General features: G+C 70.1%; 20 protein-coding genes and 2 tRNA genes. 10 read left to right on the top strand and 12 right to left on the bottom strand.

Annotation, left to right across the window (positions count from 1 at the left end):
- The first annotated feature begins 98 nt into the window (after positions 1 to 98).
- The 3 genes from KIS93_RS29370 (at position 99) to KIS93_RS29360 (ending at position 1,488) form a co-directional block, all read left to right on the top strand.
- Positions 99 to 173: transfer RNA gene (locus tag KIS93_RS29370), tRNA-Asp, on the top strand.
- 5 nt (positions 174 to 178) lie between these two features.
- Positions 179 to 255 (top strand) — tRNA-Phe (locus KIS93_RS29365).
- A gap of 168 nt (positions 256 to 423) precedes the next feature.
- On the top strand, positions 424 to 1,488 hold the full coding sequence (locus KIS93_RS29360; RefSeq protein ID WP_186404505.1) for a hypothetical protein: 1,065 nt from the start codon (positions 424 to 426) through the stop codon (positions 1,486 to 1,488).
- Between the two features lie 13 nt (positions 1,489 to 1,501).
- Here the strand turns inward: KIS93_RS29360 and KIS93_RS29355 are convergent, their stop codons facing one another.
- Together KIS93_RS29355 and KIS93_RS29350 are read right to left on the bottom strand one after the other, a co-directional pair.
- Positions 1,502 to 1,873 carry a hypothetical protein gene (locus KIS93_RS29355; RefSeq protein WP_080044608.1) on the bottom strand — a complete coding sequence of 124 codons (372 nt, stop codon included), beginning with the start codon at positions 1,871 to 1,873 and terminating at the stop codon, positions 1,502 to 1,504.
- 247 nt (positions 1,874 to 2,120) lie between these two features.
- Positions 2,121 to 4,160, bottom strand: coding sequence for a cellulose binding domain-containing protein (locus KIS93_RS29350; RefSeq protein ID WP_080044609.1), 2,040 nt, complete (start codon positions 4,158 to 4,160; stop codon positions 2,121 to 2,123).
- Between the two features lie 169 nt (positions 4,161 to 4,329).
- Here KIS93_RS29350 and KIS93_RS29345 point away from each other — a divergent pair, with 169 nt between their 5' ends.
- Positions 4,330 to 5,211: a fructosamine kinase family protein gene (locus KIS93_RS29345; protein ID WP_222107653.1), complete on the top strand. Its 882-nt coding sequence runs from the start codon at positions 4,330 to 4,332 to the stop codon at positions 5,209 to 5,211.
- Here the strand turns inward: KIS93_RS29345 and KIS93_RS29340 are convergent, their stop codons facing one another.
- The gene (locus KIS93_RS29340) at positions 5,212 to 5,994 is read right to left on the bottom strand and encodes a hypothetical protein (protein WP_155128930.1); all 783 of its coding nucleotides are present in this window, start codon (positions 5,992 to 5,994) and stop codon (positions 5,212 to 5,214) included.
- A gap of 142 nt (positions 5,995 to 6,136) precedes the next feature.
- The gene (locus KIS93_RS29335) at positions 6,137 to 6,625 is read right to left on the bottom strand and encodes a hypothetical protein (protein WP_222107652.1); all 489 of its coding nucleotides are present in this window, start codon (positions 6,623 to 6,625) and stop codon (positions 6,137 to 6,139) included.
- Positions 6,626 to 6,856: 231 nt separating this feature from the next.
- Here KIS93_RS29335 and KIS93_RS29330 point away from each other — a divergent pair, with 231 nt between their 5' ends.
- Positions 6,857 to 7,669, top strand: a complete 813-nt coding sequence (locus KIS93_RS29330; protein WP_155128932.1) for a hypothetical protein — start codon at positions 6,857 to 6,859, stop codon at positions 7,667 to 7,669.
- Between the two features lie 56 nt (positions 7,670 to 7,725).
- On the opposite strand, the gene lpdA is transcribed toward KIS93_RS29330, so the two are convergent.
- Together lpdA and KIS93_RS29320 are read right to left on the bottom strand one after the other, a co-directional pair.
- Positions 7,726 to 9,105 (bottom strand): dihydrolipoyl dehydrogenase, encoded by a 1,380-nt coding sequence (gene lpdA / locus KIS93_RS29325; RefSeq protein WP_080047436.1) that lies wholly within the window; start codon positions 9,103 to 9,105, stop codon positions 7,726 to 7,728.
- A gap of 39 nt (positions 9,106 to 9,144) precedes the next feature.
- A complete protein-coding gene (locus KIS93_RS29320; protein ID WP_080044613.1) occupies positions 9,145 to 9,519 on the bottom strand; it encodes a tautomerase family protein in 375 nt (124 codons plus the stop codon).
- A 21-nt stretch (positions 9,520 to 9,540) separates the two neighbouring features.
- On the opposite strand from KIS93_RS29320, the gene KIS93_RS29315 reads away from it, so the two are divergent.
- Genes KIS93_RS29315 through KIS93_RS29305 form a run of 3 tightly spaced genes read left to right on the top strand, consistent with a single transcriptional unit; the run spans position 9,541 to position 11,823 of the window.
- The gene (locus KIS93_RS29315; protein WP_080044615.1) at positions 9,541 to 10,191 is read left to right on the top strand and encodes a response regulator; all 651 of its coding nucleotides are present in this window, start codon (positions 9,541 to 9,543) and stop codon (positions 10,189 to 10,191) included.
- Between the two features lie 6 nt (positions 10,192 to 10,197).
- Positions 10,198 to 11,250 carry a quinone-dependent dihydroorotate dehydrogenase gene (locus KIS93_RS29310; protein ID WP_186404504.1) on the top strand — a complete coding sequence of 351 codons (1,053 nt, stop codon included), beginning with the start codon at positions 10,198 to 10,200 and terminating at the stop codon, positions 11,248 to 11,250.
- Positions 11,251 to 11,268: 18 nt separating this feature from the next.
- A complete protein-coding gene (locus KIS93_RS29305) occupies positions 11,269 to 11,823 on the top strand; it encodes a GNAT family N-acetyltransferase (protein ID WP_080044617.1) in 555 nt (184 codons plus the stop codon).
- 125 nt (positions 11,824 to 11,948) lie between these two features.
- On the opposite strand, the gene KIS93_RS29300 is transcribed toward KIS93_RS29305, so the two are convergent.
- The 4 genes from KIS93_RS29300 to KIS93_RS29285 all read right to left on the bottom strand — a co-directional run bounded on the left by KIS93_RS29300 (position 11,949) and on the right by KIS93_RS29285 (position 15,860).
- Complete coding sequence (locus KIS93_RS29300; protein ID WP_080044618.1) at positions 11,949 to 13,541, bottom strand: beta-N-acetylhexosaminidase; 1,593 nt, start codon at positions 13,539 to 13,541, stop codon at positions 11,949 to 11,951.
- A complete protein-coding gene (locus KIS93_RS29295; RefSeq protein WP_080047437.1) occupies positions 13,538 to 14,371 on the bottom strand; it encodes an N-acetylmuramoyl-L-alanine amidase in 834 nt (277 codons plus the stop codon). The genes KIS93_RS29300 and KIS93_RS29295 overlap by 4 nt, the downstream gene beginning before the upstream one ends.
- 69 nt (positions 14,372 to 14,440) lie before the next feature.
- Entirely contained in the window at positions 14,441 to 14,689 is a 249-nt protein-coding gene (locus KIS93_RS29290; protein WP_080044620.1) for a hypothetical protein, read from the bottom strand.
- A gap of 121 nt (positions 14,690 to 14,810) precedes the next feature.
- On the bottom strand, positions 14,811 to 15,860 hold the full coding sequence (locus KIS93_RS29285; RefSeq protein ID WP_080044621.1) for a LacI family DNA-binding transcriptional regulator: 1,050 nt from the start codon (positions 15,858 to 15,860) through the stop codon (positions 14,811 to 14,813).
- A gap of 221 nt (positions 15,861 to 16,081) precedes the next feature.
- On the opposite strand from KIS93_RS29285, the gene KIS93_RS29280 reads away from it, so the two are divergent.
- Positions 16,082 to 16,678 (top strand): TetR/AcrR family transcriptional regulator, encoded by a 597-nt coding sequence (locus KIS93_RS29280; RefSeq protein ID WP_230465745.1) that lies wholly within the window; start codon positions 16,082 to 16,084, stop codon positions 16,676 to 16,678.
- A 149-nt stretch (positions 16,679 to 16,827) separates the two neighbouring features.
- On the opposite strand, the gene bldC is transcribed toward KIS93_RS29280, so the two are convergent.
- A complete protein-coding gene (bldC, locus tag KIS93_RS29275; protein WP_013133571.1) occupies positions 16,828 to 17,031 on the bottom strand; it encodes a developmental transcriptional regulator BldC in 204 nt (67 codons plus the stop codon).
- 322 nt (positions 17,032 to 17,353) lie between these two features.
- Positions 17,354 to 18,217, bottom strand: a complete 864-nt coding sequence (locus tag KIS93_RS29270) for a DUF8083 family protein (protein ID WP_080044624.1) — start codon at positions 18,215 to 18,217, stop codon at positions 17,354 to 17,356.
- Positions 18,218 to 18,324: 107 nt separating this feature from the next.
- Here KIS93_RS29270 and KIS93_RS29265 point away from each other — a divergent pair, with 107 nt between their 5' ends.
- Positions 18,325 to 19,404 (top strand): Glu/Leu/Phe/Val family dehydrogenase, encoded by a 1,080-nt coding sequence (locus KIS93_RS29265; RefSeq protein WP_080044626.1) that lies wholly within the window; start codon positions 18,325 to 18,327, stop codon positions 19,402 to 19,404.
- The last annotated feature ends 119 nt before the right edge of the window (positions 19,405 to 19,523 follow it).

The following is a 19,523-nucleotide window of genomic DNA, read 5'->3' as shown; positions in this document are numbered from 1 at the left end:
CCGCGAGCGCCTAGCGCACCCGCAAAACGGCTGGTCCAAGACCACCGAAGAGCTGGTAAGCTAAGCGAGCGCAAACAGCAAGAAAAAGCAAGACGCAAGGTCCTGTAGAGCAGTTTGGAGTGCTCGCCACCCTGTCAAGGTGGAGGTCGCGGGTTCAAGTCCCGTCAGGACCGCTCTGGGTCAGGTAGCTCAGTTGGTACGAGCGTCCGCCTGAAAAGCGGAAGGTCGGCAGTTCGACCCTGCCCCTGACCACCAGCCATTCAGCTTATGAAAGCCCCGAACGGATCGTCGTTCGGGGCTTTTTGCTCTTCACCGAAGATGCACGGACGACAATCGAAAGGCTCTGGGTGCCTGCTTGCTCGCCGTCCAGGCGGCCATGCACGTCACCGGCCAGGATCGTGAGGGCTGGGGCATACTTCCTCGATGACGACTGATGCTCCGACATCGCTGGGGTCCATAACGTGCCCGTCCGGGCGGCTGGTGGTGGCTGACACCGGTTATCTGTACCTGTGGTCGGGGGACGCGCCTCCGGTGATGGACGACGCAGTGTCGCGGGACGGCATCCGCTCATCGGTCGATCTCGCCGTGGCCGGCCCTGATGCCGAGGCCGCTGCTCGGTCCTTCAATCGTCAGCAGGGCACGTGGCTGTACGACATTCCCGAACATGGCGTCGAGCAAATGGTCGGCGTTTTCGCTGACCATTGCCAGGCGCACGGGCTCAATGCCTGGCTGGAACGTCAGGAGCCTCAGGTGGCGCATCGTGAGCGGGTCGAGCACGCGGTGCGGGCCGGCGGTTCGGAGTTCATCATGAGCGGCGTTCCCGTCGTCGCGATCGGTGGTCTGCCCACCGATCGGGGCATCGCCGTGACAGCGAGCTCCCGTGACTACGGAAGGATCGGTGTGCGATGGGAGTCGGTCACCCTGAGGGTGCGCTCCACGCCACCCGCCTCGACCAGGCTCTTGGGCCACGTCGGGGTGGACGCGGGCCGGCTCAGCCTCATCGATGCCGACGGGTTGGCATCCTGGCGGCATGAGGAGCCGCTCGACGGCCTGGCGGACGTCGCGTTCTGGGGGCGATCGGAGCAGGAGGCCGCTGCCGGCTTCGGCGCCCCGCTCCTGACGCATCCCGGTGAGGAGGGGGTGTACGGGTGGGCGGACCTGCCTGTCAGGGAGGCGGCCGACCGTGCCATCGCTCTGCAGGAGTGGAAGCAAGCCGATCCGGAACGGATGATCGCGGTCGATTTCCGGCCGCACTCCCACCACTGGCAGATCATGGCCCAGGTCAGAGCTTCGGAGCACGAGGCCGGGACGATCGAGGTCGGGGGCACCCGGACGATGTGCTTCCTGACCAGCTGGGGGGATGGCTTCTTCCCCGTCGTGGCCGGCCACGACGCCGACGGACACCTCGTGCAGGTCCGGATCCTGCTCGGCGACTCGGAGCGTCAAGCTCGACTTGAGGAGATGTACGACCGGTTCAGCCTGGATTGAGCACCGCGTTCGGTCAGGCGCGCTTGTCCTCCACGTGGATGACGGTCAGGTCGTGTCCGTCCTGGTCGCGCTTGGTGCGCCCGTGGAGGCCGACCACGAGGTGGTCGTGGTCGTCGAGCTCGTCGGGGGCGACGTAGGTGAGGATGTCGGGGTGGTGACCGGTCACCACCCAGCCGGGGGCGTCGCGTAGCTCGATGGTGTCGAAGTCGCCGGCCGGGGTGCCCGGGTGGACGGGGCCGTACTCGCGCAGGAGGGTCGTGGCCTGGTCGGCGAGGTCGCCGTCGGGCCGCATCAGGATCACGCACGTGTCGTGGCCGAACAGGACCCAGGACTTGGCGGGGTCCAGCAGGGTGCGCCAGGTCTCGATCGCGGACGTGTGGTTCATGCGGGGGAGCGTAGTGGCCGGGTACGACAACCCGGAGTGCGCGGCAACTCGGACTACGCGGCCACCCGTAGTACGCGGCCACCCGTAGTACGCGGCCGCCCGTAGTACGCGGCCGCCCGGAGTACGCGGCCGCCCGGAGTACGCGGCCGCCCGGAGTACGCGGCCACCCGTAGTACGCGGCCGCCCGGAGCACGCGACAACCCTGAGCACGCGGCTGCGGGCAGCCGCGTGCTCTGGAAAGCGCAGGTCACTCGGTCGTGCAGACCGTGCCGTTCAGGGTGAAGACGGACGGGAGGACGTTCGGGCCGCTGTAGTTGCCGACGTACCCGATCGTGGTGGTGGCGTCCGTGGCCAGGGACGGGTTCGCGGGCTCGTTGGCGGCCTTGACGTCCGAGCCGGTCTGCGTCCAGACGGCGCTCCAGCCGCTGCCCAGGCTCTGCCACGTGCGGGGCCAGGTGAAGGCGAGGGTCCAGCCGTTGAGGGGGGCGCCGTGGTTGGTGATGTCGATGGAGGCGACGTAGCCGCTGGCCCAGTCGGTCTGGATGGTCAGCTTGACCGAGCAGGAGCTGGTGGCGGGGGTGCCGGTGGTGAAGGTGAGCGGGGGTGAGGGGTCGGAGGTGGCGCCGCCGGTGTCGCGGGCGATCACGTTGACGGTGTAGCGGGTGCCGGGCTTGAGGTTGTGGACCGTGAGGGTGGTGGCGGAGGTCTCGCCGAGCTGCTCGGTGATGGCGCCGTTCTGGCGGTGGACCTCGTACTTGGCGATGGGGCGGGTGCCGGGCTTGGCGGCGGGCCAGGTGATGGTGGCGGTCCGGTCCGTGACGGCGCTGACCGTGGGCTGGCCGGGGGTGCCGGGGCGGCCGGCCTGCACGGAGGACGGCTTGAGGACGACGGTGGTCAGGGAGAGGGGCGGCAGGGTCTGGGTGGTGGCGGTGCCGGACGTCGTGGTGGTGATGGCGGTGGCGCCGTTCGTGTGGGACAGGACGGTGGGCGCGCCGGCGGCGGGCGTGAAGCCCGAGTAGGCGAGCTGGACCGGGTACGACGTGTCGGACGAGGTGTTGATCATCAGGACGGCCAGGTCGCCGTTCGGACGGCGGGCCGCGTGCGCGGTGACCTTGGGCTGGTCCGTGGCGGCGCGGATGAACCGGTCACCCGGCCGGGCGAACTTGCTCACCATCTGCAACGCGTAGTAGGGGGCGAACGGGGTGTTCAGCGCGGGCTCGCAGACGGTGCCGTCGGAGGTGCAGCTGCCGCTCGACAGCAGGCCGAAGTCGCCGTAGTCGGTGTGTCCCTCGACCTCGGTGACGGTGCCGATGCCGTTGTGGACGTTCCACCAGTCCACGGTGAAGACGCCGTTGGCCAGCAGGGACGCGTACGCGTCGGCGGCGGCCAGGGCACCCGGCTGGGTGGTGGAACCGTTGCTGCTGGAGCCGGTGTTGAACTCGGTCATCGCGATGCCGATCCGCTCCGAGCCGGGCCCGGCGTACTTGGCGATCTGGTCGCGGGTGAGCTGGATCATGTCCGGTACGTGGCCGTTCCGGTCGAGGGCGCCGGGGTACCAGTGCAGGATGACGAAGTCGATCTTCGGCCCCGCGGCGGACAGGACGATCTTGTTCCATGAGCCGCTGTCGCCCTCGGCCGTGATGGCATCGGGCCAGTTCGCGGGCGTGGTCAGCACGGCGCCGATCTTGATGGTGGGGTCGACTGCCTTCATCGCGTCGGCGTAGGCGACGACGTGGCGGGCGTACTCGTTCGGGCTCTTGTCGGCGTGGTCGTCCGCCTCCCAGGCCGAGCCGTAGTGGCCGTTGCCGTAGTTCTCGTTGCCGATCTCCCAGTACTTGACGCCGTACTTCTTGACGATGTTGGCCTCGCGCACCCAGCCGGCCGCCTCCTCGGCGGTGCCGGTGCCGTAGTTGGCGGTCACCATCGGCTGCGCGCCGGTGCGGCGCACCCCGCGCATGAACGTGTCGAAGTCGGTGTTCGGGGCGACATAACCGCCGGGGGCGGTGTGGGTGGCCCAGTGGTAGATGTCGGAGTACGAGCCGCCGGGGTAGCGCAGCAGCTTCATGCCCGCGTCCTTGAGCAGGTCGGCGGTCTGGTCCGTGCCCAGGTTGGTGTCCCAGATGGCATGGTTGGTGCCGAGGCCCGTCTCAGGGACGGTGGCCAGTGCGGCGCGGGCGTTCACCGTCACCTTGACGGCGGTGCTCTCGTCGGCGTACGCGGCAGGAGCGGTCAGAGCGGTCAGCGTCAGCAGGGCCGCCAGCGCGGCTCGCAGGGGAACTTTCGGCATCGGCGCACCTCGTGCTGGATTTGCGGGTATTCAGCTCGACGCCTCCTCCTGACCAGGAAGCATCATGATCATGGGCGCGGGGCCGCGCGGGCGTCAATCGAGGCTGAAACTTTCACGCCGCGAGCGGACGGGCGGCCGCTCGCGCAGTGACGGCCCTGTGGAGGTGACGGTGGAGGTGCCTGTGGAGGTGACGGTGGAGCTGCTGCTGGCACGGCTGCGCGCGGCCGGGTTCGAGGCGGAGTCGGTACGGGCGGCGCCCGGCGGGGTGGTGGCGCTGGCGGGGATGGCCACGTTGCGCGACGGGTCGCGGGTGTTCGCCAAGACGTTACGTTCGGCGGGGTCCGATCTGTTCGAGATCGAGGCGGCCGGGCTGCGCGCGCTACGCGAGCTGGGCGGGGTCACCACCCCGGAGGTGCTGGCCGTGACGCCGGACCTGCTGGTGCTGGAGCCGCTGCCGCCCCGCCGCGAGGACGACGAGCGCTTCTGGGAGGAGCTGGCGCTCGCGCTGGCGGGCCTGCACGCCGCCACGGCGGGCGAGCGGTTCGGCTGGCACCGGGACGGCTGGCTGGGCCGCCTGCGCCAGGACAACACGTGGGACGACGACGGGCACGCCTGGTTCGCCCGTCGCCGCATCCTGCGCTGGCTCACGGAGCCGCTGGTGGCGGCGGCGCTGGACCGCGAGGACCGCGCGGCGCTCGAACGCCTCTGCGCGGCCCTGCCCGACCTGCTGCCGCCCGCCCCGCCGGTGCTCACGCACGGCGACCTGTGGCGCGAGAACATCCTCTGCGGCCCCACCGGGGCGCCCGCGCTGATCGACCCCGCCGTCTCCTACAGCTTCGCCGAGGCCGACCTCAGCATGTTGTGGTGCTCGCCGCGCCCGCCGGCCGCCCAGCGCTTCTTCGAGGTGTACGCGGCCCCCGCGCCCCTGCCGTCCGGCTGGCAGGAGCGCATGCCGCTGTACCACCTGCGGGAGCTGCTGAGCAGCATCGCCCACGACGACAACGCCAGGGAGTGCGCCGAGGCCGTGCGGGAGATCGTCGCGCCGTTCTGATCAGTTGTACTTGTAGAGCCTGGTGGCCTTGCGCCGGCCGTGGTCGAACACCGAGGCCCGGTACATGCTGATGGACAGGTCGCCGTGCTCGGCCCTGCCGCAGGTGCCGACGCCGGCGAGCTGGTGGATCTCGTAGCGGGTGGTCGGGTCGCCGCCCACGAAGTACTCGGCGCGCGCCTGGTACTCGTCGGCGGCGGTGTCGCAGGCGTAGACGAACGTCTTGCGCTCGCCGAAGCACAGGGTCGCGGCGCCCTTCGTCGAGGTGCACGTCCTGGACTTGCCGCGGGCGCCGGCGGGGGTGGTGCGGGTGTCGCGCTTAACTGGATATTTCGCGACATTCTGGACGGTCTTCCAGCGGCCGTACTTGACCCGGTGGTTGCCCTGGTACAGCGCGGCGCGGAAGGTGACGACCTTGCCGATCTCGCGGTTGCCGCGCACGGCACCCTTGCGGCCGAGGTTGTGGATGACGTACTTGGTGCCGAGGTAGCCGTTCAGGTAGTACTCGACCGCGGGATGGCGGTGGTCGTCGGCCGTGTCCTCGATCGTGATGCCGGGGCGGTCGCTCCCGTCGGGGCCCACGCACGCCTCGGCGCCCTTGAGCCGTACGCAGACGGGCTCCGCGGCTGCCTCCGTGGGGGCGCCGACGGGCTCCGCGGTGGCCGGGGCGATCGGGGCCGCCTGGATCGTGCGATGGGGCGGTGCGACCGCGGCCGCCGCCCCATCGGTGCTGAACGCGGTGGCCATGATCACGGCCGCCGCGATGACTGCGCGACGTAATGCCACTCCAACCTCACCAGCCTCACCTGCTCGCTGAGCTTTGCCTGAGTGAGACGCGAAGAATGCAGTGAAAGTTCCGGAGTGTTCAGCAATCGTTCAGGAATAGCCAGATGCGATCGTTCAGGAAACGTCGGAAGGAATCCCTGGATCAGGCCGCGAGCCGCTTCGGCGTCACGCTGGCCAGCAGCAGGAGCAGCGCACTCTGGGCGAGCATGCCGGGCGCGAGCGGCGGCGCACCGCCGACCGACTTGGTCAGCGCGTACCACCACTGGGTGAGCGGCGAGTACGAGTCCCACTGCGGGTCCATCGCACCCATGCCGTGGTTGACCGACACGTGCATGAAGACGCCGTACGCGGAGGCGAGCAGGACGACCGCCGCCAGCACGCGCGCGACGGTGAGCACCGGCCCCGAGTCGCGCAGGAGCAGCAGCACCAGCGCGACCACCTGCAGCGCCAGCGCCACCCAGGGGATGAGCTGCGCGGGGCTCTGCCAGTGGCGTTCGAAGGCGAGCTCCAGCGCGGCGCCCACGATGCCGATCGCGACCAGCGCCAGCAGGCCCAGGCGGAGCAGCGTGGCGCCCCGGGAGGCCGGCAGGCGCGAGTGCCGTGCGGTCGTCTGAGGGGGAGTTGAGGTCATGAGGGGGGACCACCGTCCGATGCGAGGGTCTCTTGCGGAGTCGACTCCAACGTCTCCAGGCATCCTCAGAGGAGTCTGGGCGAATTCTGAAGATCTGGTGAGAAGTCCGCGCCCCGGGCGCAAGGACGACTGCACGACATCTTCACGACATCCGCACACGGCTGTGGTGGAGCCGACCGGGCCGGACGGGGTGTGCTCGGAAGGGAGAGCACACAGGGGGAGGTGCCGCCGGTGCAGAGCTGGATCGACCAGCCGATCATCGATCCCGCCGTTCCCGTGCGGGAGCGCCGCCTGCTCGCGGGTGCGCTGCCGTTCCTGCTCGGCCGGCCCGAGCCGGAGCCGCCGCGGTGGGTGCGGCGGCTGTTCGGCGTCGGCGGGCTGTGCGCGGCCGTGCCAGGGGCGGTGCTGGGCCTGACGGCGTTCCAGACGGGGCACGAGAGCATGGGGCTGGCCGCCATGATGGCCTTCCTCACCGGGGTCCTGTTCGTCGGGGTCGCCCGCCAGAACCCGGCCGATCGTTTGGCCCGCCGGCACGCCGGCCGCTTCGTCGTCCCGGCCGAGCTGGACGAGCCCGCCCTCGACCTGCTGGCCAGGGCCAGGAGGGCGGTCCGCGACGTGACCGGCTCCCGCGTGCACCGCCTGGGGCTGCTCGACGCGATCGCCAACGACGTCGTGCTGCCCGAGCGCCTGTGGGAGATCGCCAGGATCGTCCGCGTCCACACGGACCTGCGGGCCGAGCAGGCGCTGGCGCTGGCCGAGGTGATCACCCCGGAGCTGACCGCCGTGCTCGAACCTCAGCGGGAGGCGCTGCGTCGCTCGGTGGCGGCCGTCACGGAGCGGGTGTGGGAGCTGGAGGCGTACGCCTCCCGCGTCCGCGCGGCCGACTCCGCGTTACGGGCGAGCGAGCTGCAACGCAGCAACGACAAGTATCTCGACCTGCTGGCCATGACGGGCGACACGGAAGGCGTGCGTGCCCTGTCCGCGCAGGCGGACGCCCTGGCCGCCTCGCTGCGCGAGGCCGTGGCCGCCGGGCGGGATCTCTGACCCCACTGTGATCGGCACGACCGCGGAGAGCCGTACCGATCACCACCGAAGCCTCTTCACATGTTGATCATGTGGCCCGCGAGCCCGTGGATGGCCTCCTTGACGGCCTCGCCGAGCGTCGGGTGCGCGTGCACGTTGCGGGCCACCTCGTGCACCGTCAGGTCCCACTGCTGCGCCAGCGTCAGCTCCGGCAGCAGCTCGGTCACCTCCGGCCCGATCAGGTGCGCGCCGAGCAGCTCGCCGTGCGTGTTGTCACTGATGATCTTCACGAACCCGGCCGAGTCGCCCAGGCCGTGCGCCTTGCCGTTGGCCGTGAACGGGAACTTCGCCACCTTCACGTCGTAGCCCAGGTCGCGGGCCTGCGCCTCGGTGTAGCCGAAGCTGGCCACCTGCGGCTGGCAGTAGGTCGCGCGCGGGATCATCACGAAGTCGAGCTCCATGGTCTCGGCGCCCGCGATCGTCTCGGCCGCGATGATGCCCATGGACTCGGCGGCGTGCGCCAGCATCAGCTTGGCCGTGACGTCGCCGATGGCGTAGATGTGCGGCACGTTCGTGCGCCCGCGCCCGTCGACCGCGATCGCGCCGCGCTCGGTCAGCGCCACGCCGGTCTTCTCCAGCCCGTAGCCGTCGACGCGCGGCTGGAACCCGATGGCCTGCAGCACCTTGTCGGCCTCCAGCACCTGCGTCTGGTCGCCGCGCGTGACGGTGACCTTGACGGAGGAGCCGGTGTCCTCGATGGCGTCGACCCGGGTCGAGGTCATGACCTCGATGCCGAGCCGCTTGTAACGCTTGGCCAGCTCGGCCGAGACCTCTTCGTCCTCCAGCGGCACCATACGGTCGAGGAACTCGACGATGGTCACCTTGACGCCGTAGTTGTGCAGCACGTAGGCGAACTCCACGCCGATGGCGCCGGCGCCCGCGATGACGATGCTGCCCGGCAGCTCCTCGGTGAGGATCTGCTCCTCGTACGTGACCACGCGCTCGGACAACTGCGTGCCGGGGATCAGCCTGGTGGTCGCGCCGGCCGCGATGATGCAGTGGGAGAACGTGATCGTCTCGCCGTTGACCTGGAGCGTGTTCGCGTCGAGGAACGTGCCCCGCCCGTCGTACTCCGTGATGGCGTTCTTCTTCATCAGGTAGTGAACGCCCTTGACCCGCCCGTCGGCCACCTTGCGGCTGCGCTGGAAGGCCGCGCCGTAGTCGAAGGTGACCTCGCCGCTGATGCCGAAGGTCTTCGCCTCGTTGTGGAAGATGTGAGCGAGCTCCGCGTTGCGCAGCAGCGCCTTGGACGGGATGCAGCCCACGTTCAGGCAGACGCCACCCCAGTACTTCTCCTCGACGACCGCGGTGCGCAGTCCGAGCTGGGCGGCGCGGACCGCGGCCGTATATCCTCCAGGACCCGCGCCGAGAACGACGACGTCATAGTGAGTGCTCATGAGTCGGACCATACCGCCCGCCCGACTCTGCCCCTGACCTCAGACCTCCACCTTGTACGACAGAGAGAGCTCATCTGCGGGAACACCGCGAATTCCCCAGTTCGGCTTGGGCATCTCAATGATCGTGATCTCCACGTCCTCGGGGTCGAATCCCGACTTCTCGTAGATCTCGCGGATCAGCGCCTTCTTGGCCTCGTCGCTGCGGCCCGTGAAGCACACGACCTCGATGATGAGATAACGCTCACTACGCTGAGGGCAGACGAAGTCGTCCGCGTCGAGCAGCAGGAACCGGTGGAACCGCTTGTCCTCCGGGATCCCCCACGCGCTCACCAGGCACGACTGGAGAAGGTCGGAGACCTCCCGCTGCCGCCCCGCCCACACGTCCCTGCGCCCGTACACCTTCACTTGTGCCATGGTCAGCCAATATAGAGGACTGTGATCCGCATACTCCTGGCCGACGACGAGGCCATGATCAGAGCCGGGGTCCGGGCGATCCTGGAGTCCGACCCGGAGCTGGAGGTCGTGGCCGAGGCGGGCGACGGCAGGCAGGCGGTCGACCTGGCCATCAGCCACCACCCCGACGTCGCGCTCCTCGACATCCGCATGCCCCGCCTCGACGGGCTCGCCGCCGCCGCCGAGCTGCGCCGGGCCGCGCCCGGCACCGCCGTGGTGATGCTCACCACGTTCGGCGAGGACGACTACATCGCCAAGGCGCTCGACATCGGGGCCAGCGGGTTCCTGCTCAAGTCGGGCGACCCGCGCGAGCTCATCGCCGGCATCCACGCGGTCGCCGGCGGGGCCGCGTACCTGTCGCCGAAGGTCGCCCAGCGCGTCATCGCGCAGCTGTCCGGCGGCCGGATGGCCAGGGGAGCCGTCGCCCGCGACCGCATCTCCGGGCTCACCGAGCGCGAGCGCGAGGTGCTCGCCCTGCTCGGGGCCGGCATGTCGAACGCCGAGATCGCCCGCGAGCTGCACATCGTCGAAGGCACGGTGAAGGCGTACGTGAGCGCCATCCTCACCCGGCTCGACGTGCGCAACCGCGTCCAGGCCGCGATCATCGCCCACGAGGCCGGCTTGGTAGCCTGACCCGTGATGTATCGCCTCGTGTTCTCGCAGGTCTTGCGGCGTCTCGACGCCGAGGCCGTGCACCGATTCACCGTGAGCGCCCTCGCGCTCCTCGCCCGGCTGCCGCTGGTCAAGCGGCTGCTGCACCGGGCGCTCGCGCCGCACGACCCGGCCCTGCGCGTGACCGCGTTCGGCGTGCACTTCCCCGGGCCGCTCGGGCTGGCCGCCGGCTTCGACAAGGACGCCGCCTGCGCCGAGGCGCTGTCGGCGCTCGGTTTCGGCCACGTCGAGGTCGGCACCATCACCGCGCACGGCCAGCCCGGCAACCCGCGGCCCCGCCTGTTCCGGCTGGTCCGGCAGCACGCGGTGATCAACCGCATGGGCTTCAACAACGCCGGCGCCGTCGCCGCCGCCCGCCGGCTGCGCCGCACCCGCAGCGTGCCGGTCGTCATCGGCGTGAACATCGGCAAGACCAAGGTGGTGCCCGAGTCCGAGGCCACGGCCGACTACGTCGCCAGCGCCAAGGAGCTCGCCCCGCTGGCCGACTACCTCGTCGTCAACGTCAGCTCGCCCAACACGCCCGGCCTGCGCAACCTCCAGGCCGTCTCGCTCCTGCGGCCTCTGCTCACGGCCGTGAAGGAGGTCGCCGACGCCACGCCCCGCCGCACGCCGCTGCTCGTCAAGATCGCACCCGACCTCGCGGACGAGGACGTCGACGCCGTCGCCGAGCTGGCCCTGGAGCTGGGCCTCGACGGCATCATCGCCACCAACACCACCATCAAGCACGACGGCGAGACCGGCGGCCTGTCCGGCCGGCCGCTCAAGGCCCGCTCCCTGGAGGTCCTGCGCCGCCTGCGCGCCAAGGTGGGCGACCGCATCACGCTCGTGTCCGCCGGCGGGGTCGAGGACGTCGACGACGTCTGGGAACGCCTCCTCGCCGGAGCCACCCTCGTCCAGGGCTACACCGGCTGGGTCTACGGCGGCCCCCTCTGGGCCGCGCACATCCACCGGCAGCTCCTGCGCCGCGTCCGCCGCCACGGCCTCAAGTCGGTGACGGAGGCCATCGGCCGCACCGCCTGAGCCCCTTATCGTGAGACGGTGATCGAACCGATTCCCCTTGCCGGCGACGTCGTCCTCCGCCTCGTGACCGAGCAGGACGCCGAAGCCCTGCTCGCCGCCTACGTCCGCAACCGCGACCACCTCCGGCCCTGGGAGCCGCGCAGGCCCGACGAGTTCTTCACCCTGGCCGGGCAGGCCGAGCGCCTCAAGAGCCTGCTCGAACTGCAGGCCAGGGGGCAGGCCGCGGCCTGGGTCCTGGCCGACGGCGACCTCGTCGTGGGCCGCATGACGCTCAGCAACATCGTCCGCGGCCCGTGGCTCAACGCCGACCTCGGCTACTGGATCGACGCCGAGTACGTCGGCCGCGGCCTGGCCACGAGTGCCGTCCGTGAAGTGTGCCGCATCGCCGACCAGGAGCTCGGCCTGCACCGCCTCGCGGCCAGCACGCTGCTCGACAACGAGGCCTCGCAGAGCGTGCTGCGCAAGTGCGGCTTCGAGCAGTTCGGCGAGGCGCCCCGCTACCTGGAGATCGACGGCCGCTGGCAGGACCACCGCCTCTTCCAGCTCATCCTCAACGACCGCCCCGCCTTCTGACCCCCGGACGGCCGGCCGTCGCCCTCCGAGGCGAGCCGGCCTCTCCCCAAGCGAGCTGCCCCCTCCGAAGGAGGGCGGCAAGCCTTCCCCTCCCCCAAAAGAAGTACAGCGGGCGGAGGCACGGGCTAGATGCTGGGCCGGGTCGACTCCGCGTGGTGGGTCATGGCGTCGATCCGGGCCATCACCTCGGTCACCCGCACCCCGGCGGGCCGGTGGGGCCGCCGCCGCTGCCAGGGCCGCGGCCCGTCGAGCGGCCGGTACTCGACCCCGAGCGCGTCCAGCCGCCCCAGGTGCTCGCCCAGCCGCCCCGGGAAGTCGTCGGAGGCGGAGCCGGCCCACGCGACCTCGGCCAGCGCGCAGGCCCGCGGCCACAGCCGGTAGTCGACGGTGCGGGCGTCGGGCACGCGCTCGGTCCACAGCTGCGCCTGCACCCCCAGGACGTGCCCCCGCTCCTCCTCCGTCCATTCGGCGGGCGCCGGCGAGAAGGCCGCCACGTCGGAGAGGGTGATGGCGTCGCCGATGGCCATGGGCTCGTCGGGCGAGGAGGCTTCGGCGTAGTCGAAGTACAGCGGGAAGACGGGCGTGGCCACCACGTCGTGCCCGGCGGCGGCGGCGCGCCGGCCGACGTTCATGCCGCGCCACGGCATGACGACGGTGTCCTGGCGCAGCCCGCCGCTGACGAACGCCTCGTCCCACACGACGGCCCGCGCGCCGCGCTCGGCGAGCGCGTCCGCGAGCCGCCGCAGGAACCACGCCTGGAGGTCGTTGGCGGTGGCCAGCCCGAGCGACTCGCGGTAGGCGGCGATCTCGGCGGAGGCCGCCCAGTGGTCGAGGACGACCTCGTCGCCGCCGATGTGCACGTACGGGGTCTCGCCCAGCGCGCCCAGCAGCTCGTCGAAGATCGTGGTCAGGAACTCCACGGTGGGCGGCAGCGGCGACAGGATGGCGGGGGAGATGCCCCAGCGGTCGAGCACGTCGTGCCGCTCCCCGGTGGCCCCGAACTCGGGGTAGGCGGCGAGGATCGCCGAGGCGTGCCCGGGCACGTCGATCTCGGGCACGATGGTGACGCAGCGGGAGCGCGCGTAGGCGCCCATCTCGGCCAGGTCGTCGAGGGTGTAGTAGCCGCCGTGCGGCACGTCGTCGTAGGTCTCGGGCTCGCGGTAGTAGTTGGTGGCGGTGCGCGGCCGGTGCGAGGCGACCTCGTGCAGCAGCGGGTACGCCCGGCTCTCGACCCGCCACCCCTGGTCGTCCACGAGGTGCAGGTGCAGCCGGTTGAGCTTGTGCACGGCCATGAGGTCGATCAGCCGCAGGATCTCCCGCTTGGGGAAGAAGTGCCTGGCCACGTCGAGGTGCAGCCCGCGCCAGGCGTATCGGGGCGCGTCCTCGACGCGTACCCCTGGAACGGGCCAGGACCCGCCGGAGGAGAACCGGTAGGAGGCGTCGGGCAGGAGCTGGCGCAGGGACTGCGCCGCGTAGAAGGCGCCCGCCCGGCCGCCGGCCGCGATCTCCACGCCCCGGGAGCCGACCGTGAGCCGGTAGGCCTCCTCGCCCAGAGACGGGTCCCGCCGGACGTCGATCTCGCCGGAGTCGCCGGGCAGCGGGTCGAGCCCGGCCAGCGCCGTACGCACGGCGTCGACCAGGTCGCCGGACACGGTCACGCCCGAGGTCAGCACGTAGGAGGCGGAGAGGTCACGCAGGAGCGAGGGGCGAGGAATCATGCTTCGAGATAGTGCTGCAATCCGTTCGCGAGCGCCAGGGCGATCTTCTGCCGGAACTTCGGGTCCTGGAACTTGGCCGCTTCGGTGGCGTTACGCATGTTCCCGCACTCGACGAAGATCTTCGGCACCGTGGAGAGGTTGAGCCCGCCGAGGTCGCTGCGGTAGTTGAGGGCGTTCTTGCCGATGTAGGTGGAGTAGGGCAGCCCGGTGCCCTTGTGGAAGGCGTCGCGGACGGCGATGCCCAGCTTGCTGGAGGCGCCGACGACCTTGTCCACGGGCCCGTTGATCTTCTTGGGCATGATGACGTGGAAGCCGTGGCCGGCCGGTGCGGCGCCGTCGGCGTGCACGGAGATCGCGGCGTCGGCCTTGGCCTTGTTGCCGATGGCGGCCCGCTCGGTGATGCAGGGGCCGACCCCGTTGTTGCTGGTGCGGGTCAGCTTGACCGTGGCGCCCCGGCCTTCAAGGATCTTGGTCATCCGCCGGGAGACGTCCCACGTGAAGGCGGCCTCGCTGTATCCGCTGTTGGTGGAGGTGCCGGTGGTGTCGCACGCCTTCCACTGGGTCAGGACGTTGACCTTGCGGTTGATCTCGGCGGGGTGGCGGTAGTTGGCGCCGTTGTGGCCGGGGTCGATGACGACGACCTTGCCGTCGAGCGGCTTGGCGTCGGGTGGCGACTGCTTCGCGGATGAGGAGGAGGAGGGGGGTGAAGCCTGGGCCGCGGTGGTCGCGGGGGCGGCCTGACCTGCCGCGGCGCCACCGGATCCGGTGCCGCCACACGCGGAGGCGATCAGGCCGCAAACGGCGAGGACTGTGGCTGGTAGAGCACGCATGCCGTCCAACTTACGGCAGAGCGGGAGCTTGAGTCCGTCTCATACCAAGCGTGGCGAGTGACCAGTTGCTTACCAGACGCGCTCGCCGACCTCCTGACGTTCGAGCAGGGCGGCCAGCTCCCGCGCGTCCTCGGCGTCGAGGCCGAGGACGACGCGGGGGCGGCCCCACGGGTGGTCGAGCGAGTGGGCGACGTAGCTGGCGACCGATTCGGCGCCGCCGTCGGTGCTGCGCCCCCTGCCCGCCCGCCAGTGCCCCCAGGCGCGTTCGAGCTCGGCCGCCGCGCGCTGGGCGCAGGACACCAGTTCCGGATCACGCATGACTGTTCCCCCGGATCAGACCGTGGCCGGATCCGAATCCGGCCACTCTTAGCATGACCCTGCCGAGTAAACCGCCGTGTGGCCGCGCCTCCACACGGCTTGACCCGACTTTGAGGCTTCCTTAGGCAGGTCCCGTGCTCCGTCGCACGATCAGCTCAGGGCGGACCTCGCGCAGGCGCGCGGCCTTCGCGGGGTCGCCGATCCGGTCGCTCAGCAGCGCCGCCGCCGACCTGCCCATGGAGCGGCGGGCCTGGTCGACCGAGGTCAGCGAGATGTGGTGGGAGGCCGACAGGTGCGTGTTGTCGTAGCCGACCACCGAAAGGTCTTCGGGCACGCGCAGGCCCAGCTCGCTCGCGGCGGAGAGCACCCCGAGCGCCACCACGTCGTTGGCGGCGAAGATCGCCGTGGGCCTCGGGTCGCGGGTCAGCAGCGCCGTCGCCGCCTCCCTGCCGCCCTCCTCGGTCGAGTCGGCGGCCTCGACCATGATGTACGGCGCCAGCGAGTGCCTGCGCATCGCCACGAGATACCCCTCGCAGCGCGACGATCGCCGGCCCTCGATGTGCGCGATCCGCTTGTGGCCGTGCTCGACCAGGTGGTCGATGGCCAGCCGGGCGCCGAGCTGGTCGTCGTCGACCACGATGTCGACGCCGTCGAGCTCGATGTCACGTTCCCCTACGACGACGGTGGGCGTGTACGCGGTGGCCTCGATCAGCGTCTCGCTGGTCGGCGGGATGCCGAGCAGGACCAGCCCGTCGACCCTGAGCTCCAGGAAGGCCTCGACGGCCTCGTCCTCGAACGCGGGGTCCCACTGGCTGTTCCCGATCAGCATGCGCAGCCCGTCGCCGTGCAGGCTCTCCTGCAGGCCGTCGAGGAACTCCGCGTAGAACGGATTGTGCAGGTCGGCGACGAGCGCCCCGACCAGATGGGTACGGCCTTCGACGAGGCTGCGCGCCACCGCGTTCGGCCGGTAGCCGAGCTCGCGGGCGGCCTGCAGCACGGCCTGGCGCCGGTGCTCGCTCACGTGCGGGGATCCGCGCAGCACGAGGGAGACCAGCGATTTCGACACGCCGGCTCGTTCGGCGACGTTACGGATGGTGGGTCTGGGCCGAGGCAGTGCGTCTACCTCTCTTAGCTCAGTGATGGTTGAAGTGTTGACGGGCGGTCCTGACATGTGTCTCCCCCGCGATGCGGATATGGGCACCTGTCTGACCAAACGATCGAGTTAGCCGCAGGGTACGGCCTCCGTTACGGATTGGCTCAATCTGGCTGTCCAAAGCTGGATATTGACCGGAAGCTTCCACGTCAGCTCGTGGGTACGGCGTCGGATACCGTACAGATGTGACACCCGGGAAGTCAGCCGAGACGGCACGGCCGGCTCGGCGCAGGCTCAGCGTGGACCGGCGTCGGGAAGAGCTCATGGCGGCGGCGCTGGAGCTGTTCAGCACCCGCGACGCGGAAGACGTCTCGATCGACGACGTGGCTTCGGCGGCGGGGGCTTCGCGGGCCCTGGTCTACCACTACTTCGGCGGCAAGCAGGAGCTGTACGTGGCCGCGCTGAGAAGCGCGGCGGAGCAGCTGGAGTCCCGGCTGCGGCCCCAGGGGGGCGGCCGGCCGCTCGACGAGCTGGCCTCGGGGCTGTCGCGCTACTTCGACTTCGTGGAGGAGCACGCGGCCGGTTTCGCCGCGCTGCTGCGGGGCGGGCCCGCCAACAGGACCGGCGAGGTCGGCGAGATCGTCGACGGCGTGCGCCGGAGGTTGTTCCGGCTCATCCAGAAGCAGATGGGCGTCGAGGAGCCGAGCCCGGTGCTGCGCACGACGCTGCGGTCGTGGATCGCCTCAGTGGAGACGGCCGGTCTCGACTGGCTGGAGCATCGCGACCTTGAGCGCCCGATGCTGGAGAACATGCTGGTGCAGCACATGGTGGCGCTGCTCGGCGTCGCCGCCGCCCATGACGGCGAGGTCGCCGGGCTGCTGGAGCGGCTGGCGTAGGGGAGCCGCCGCCCGGGAGCGGGGGAGGCAGGGAAGAGTGGCGCCGGCGCGGGCGACGCCAACTTCCCCATCGTCACAGCGGTGGACCCGGCCAAGGCGCGGCCTGGTCCACCCCCTTAAACCCCCCTGAGGTCCGTGAGGACCCTCGGCTACTCGGAGCGCTGCTGCGGAATCCCCGCGAGCAGTGCGCGAACCTCGGTCTCCCGGTAACGCCGATGACCGCCGAGGGTACGAATCGACGTCAACTTGCCCGCCTTGGCCCACCGCGTAACGGTCTTGGGGTCGACCCTGAACATGGTCGCGACCTCAGCGGGCGTGAGCAGTGGCTCGGCCTCGGGTGTACGAGCTGACATTTGTGCGGCCTCTCCTCCGTGTGGACCGGCGTAGCGATCCTGTGACTGCCTTTGCGCGTGTCACGGATGTCCCCCTATAGCCCAGAGCGTGCGGCTTTTCTGAGCCATATGCGGCATCACCCGATGTGACCATACCGCCACGCAGAGCGATTGGCGAGCCCTTCTTTGACCCAACTGCCCGCCCCCGTGGCCATGTCACGCTCGGTGATTCTAGCGACACGGTTCGTGGTATCGCAGTGAAAACGGCAAACTACTCAGTTCGCAGAAGAGAGCAGCCGCGAGACGTGACCTACTCATGCAGGTCAGACGGCCGTATTGGGGCTCAGTTGGCAGATTCCAGCAGTTGCATTGACTTCCACCGCAGGATGACCCTCTGGTACATGGCGTAGGCAAGTTCTTCTTGACCCGTGTCCAGGCCCGTCAGGGCCGCCGAGAGCTCCGCGACGGACTGGTCGGCCTGCAACGCGTCGTCGTCCATGAGGTGGACGAGCCCGCCGTAGTCGAGCTCCACCAGGGAGTGCGGGTGGAACTCCTCCAGCCACCTCGCGACGTCCTCCACGTCGAAGTTCGCGGCGACGTCGCCCAGATGCCGGCGCAGCACGCTCAGCGCCCGCGCCGTGCGCCTCCTGGCCTGGGCCATGGAGGTGACGTAGATCAGGTTACGCCCGGTAGTGGTGGTCACGTCCTGTCCCGGGTTGGCGGAGCCGAGCACCAGCCAGCGCTCGTTCCCATCAAACGGCACGAACCACGATGGCGGCACATGCCACGCCGTGGTGCGGATATGCGTGCGCAACGCCGCCGAACCGGCCTGCCGCTTGTAGCGGTCGAAGTCGTCGGCCGTCTGCTCGGCGATCGCCTTGGGCACGAGATGGTCCATCAGTTTCACCGGAGTGGTGCCACGGAGCCGTGAGAACGCCAGCCACGAGCGCAAACGGGTTTGCCAGGGGCAGACATAGAGCCGGTCCTCAACGCGCCGCAGATAGGCGTTGGGGCTCTCCTGGGCGGGAACGGGTTGAGGGGGCATGCCGAGCAGGCGCATGACGGACTCGCCGTGCTCCGCATTGAGCGCGTTCGCACGACGAGGGCGGTCACGTGAGTCGGCATAGTCGGCCCACACCTTGCGCTCGGACTCGGCGAACGCGGTCAGTGGCTCATAGACACGGAGGTAGGCGGCATAGGGCAGCACGGAGGCATCGTGTCACGAAGCGAACCTGCGTGCACCGTCGAGGCTTACTACTCTGTGAGGTGATCTCCGCCGCGACGGTGCGGCGGACCGGACAGGGAGTCACTACCGTGACCGACGTCTTCGGAGCGTCTCACAAAGACGTTCACGAGCAGGTCGTCTTCTGCGCCGACGAGCAGAGCGGCCTGCGTGCCATCATCGCCATCCACAACACGGCGCTGGGCCCGGCCCTGGGTGGCACGAGGTTCTATCCCTACGAGAGCGAGTCCGCGGCGCTGGCCGACGTGCTCAACCTGGCCAAGGGCATGGCGTACAAGAACGCGCTGGCCGGCCTCGACCTGGGCGGGGGCAAGGCCGTGATCATCGGCGACCCGGCCCGCGACAAGAGCGAGGCGCTGCTGCGCGCCTACGGCAGGTTCGTCGAGTCGCTCGGCGGGCGCTACATCACCGCCTGCGACGTCGGCACCTACAGCGAGGACATGGACGTCGTCGCCCGCGAGTCGCGCTTCGTCACCGGCCGCACGACGGCGAACGGCGGGGCCGGAGACTCCTCCATCCTGACGGCGTTCGGCGTGTTCCAGGGCATGCGGGCCTCGGCCGAGCGCGTCTACGGCACGCCGTCCCTGCACGGCAGGCGGGTCGGCGTCGAGGGGGTCGGCAAGGTGGGGCACCGCCTGGTCGAGCTCCTGCGCGAGGACGGCGCCGAGGTGGTGATCTGCGACGTCGACCCCAAGGCGGTCGAGCGGGTGCGCCTGCGCCACCCCGAGGTGGACGTGGTGGCCGACGCGCGCACGCTGATGGCCTCCGACCTCGACGTCTTCGCCCCGTGCGCCCTGGGCGGCGCGCTCGACGACGAGACCGTGACTACGCTGCGCGCGAAAATCGTCTGCGGCGCGGCCAACAACCAGCTCGCCCACCCCGGCGTGGAGAAGCAACTCGCCGAGCGCGGCATCCTGTACGCGCCCGACTACGTCGTCAATTCCGGCGGTGTGATCCAGGTCGCCGACGAGATCGGCGGCTTCGACATGGAACGAGCCAGGTCGAAGGCTGCCCAGATCTACGACACGACTCTGAAGATCTTCGCGATCGCGGCCGACGAGGGCGTTCCACCCGCGGTCGCAGCAGATAGGCTGGCCGAGCGCAGAATGTCGGAAGTCGGGCGTATTCGGGCCATTTGGCTAGGGCACTGACGCCCCGCGCCCATACGGCGTACCGAGCTGGGCACAAAACAGGTACGGTAATAGGCGAACGATAGGCTGACGCCCGTAGTCAGGCGGCGTCAGTGTGTGGTGCGTTAGCGACGAGGGGT

Origin of the sequence: [Actinomadura] parvosata subsp. kistnae (assembly GCF_900323885.1) — a bacterium.
GTDB lineage: Bacteria > Actinomycetota > Actinomycetes > Streptosporangiales > Streptosporangiaceae > Nonomuraea > Nonomuraea composti.
Note: the sequence above shows the minus strand (reverse complement) of the source record. Positions and strands in the feature narration are given on the sequence as shown.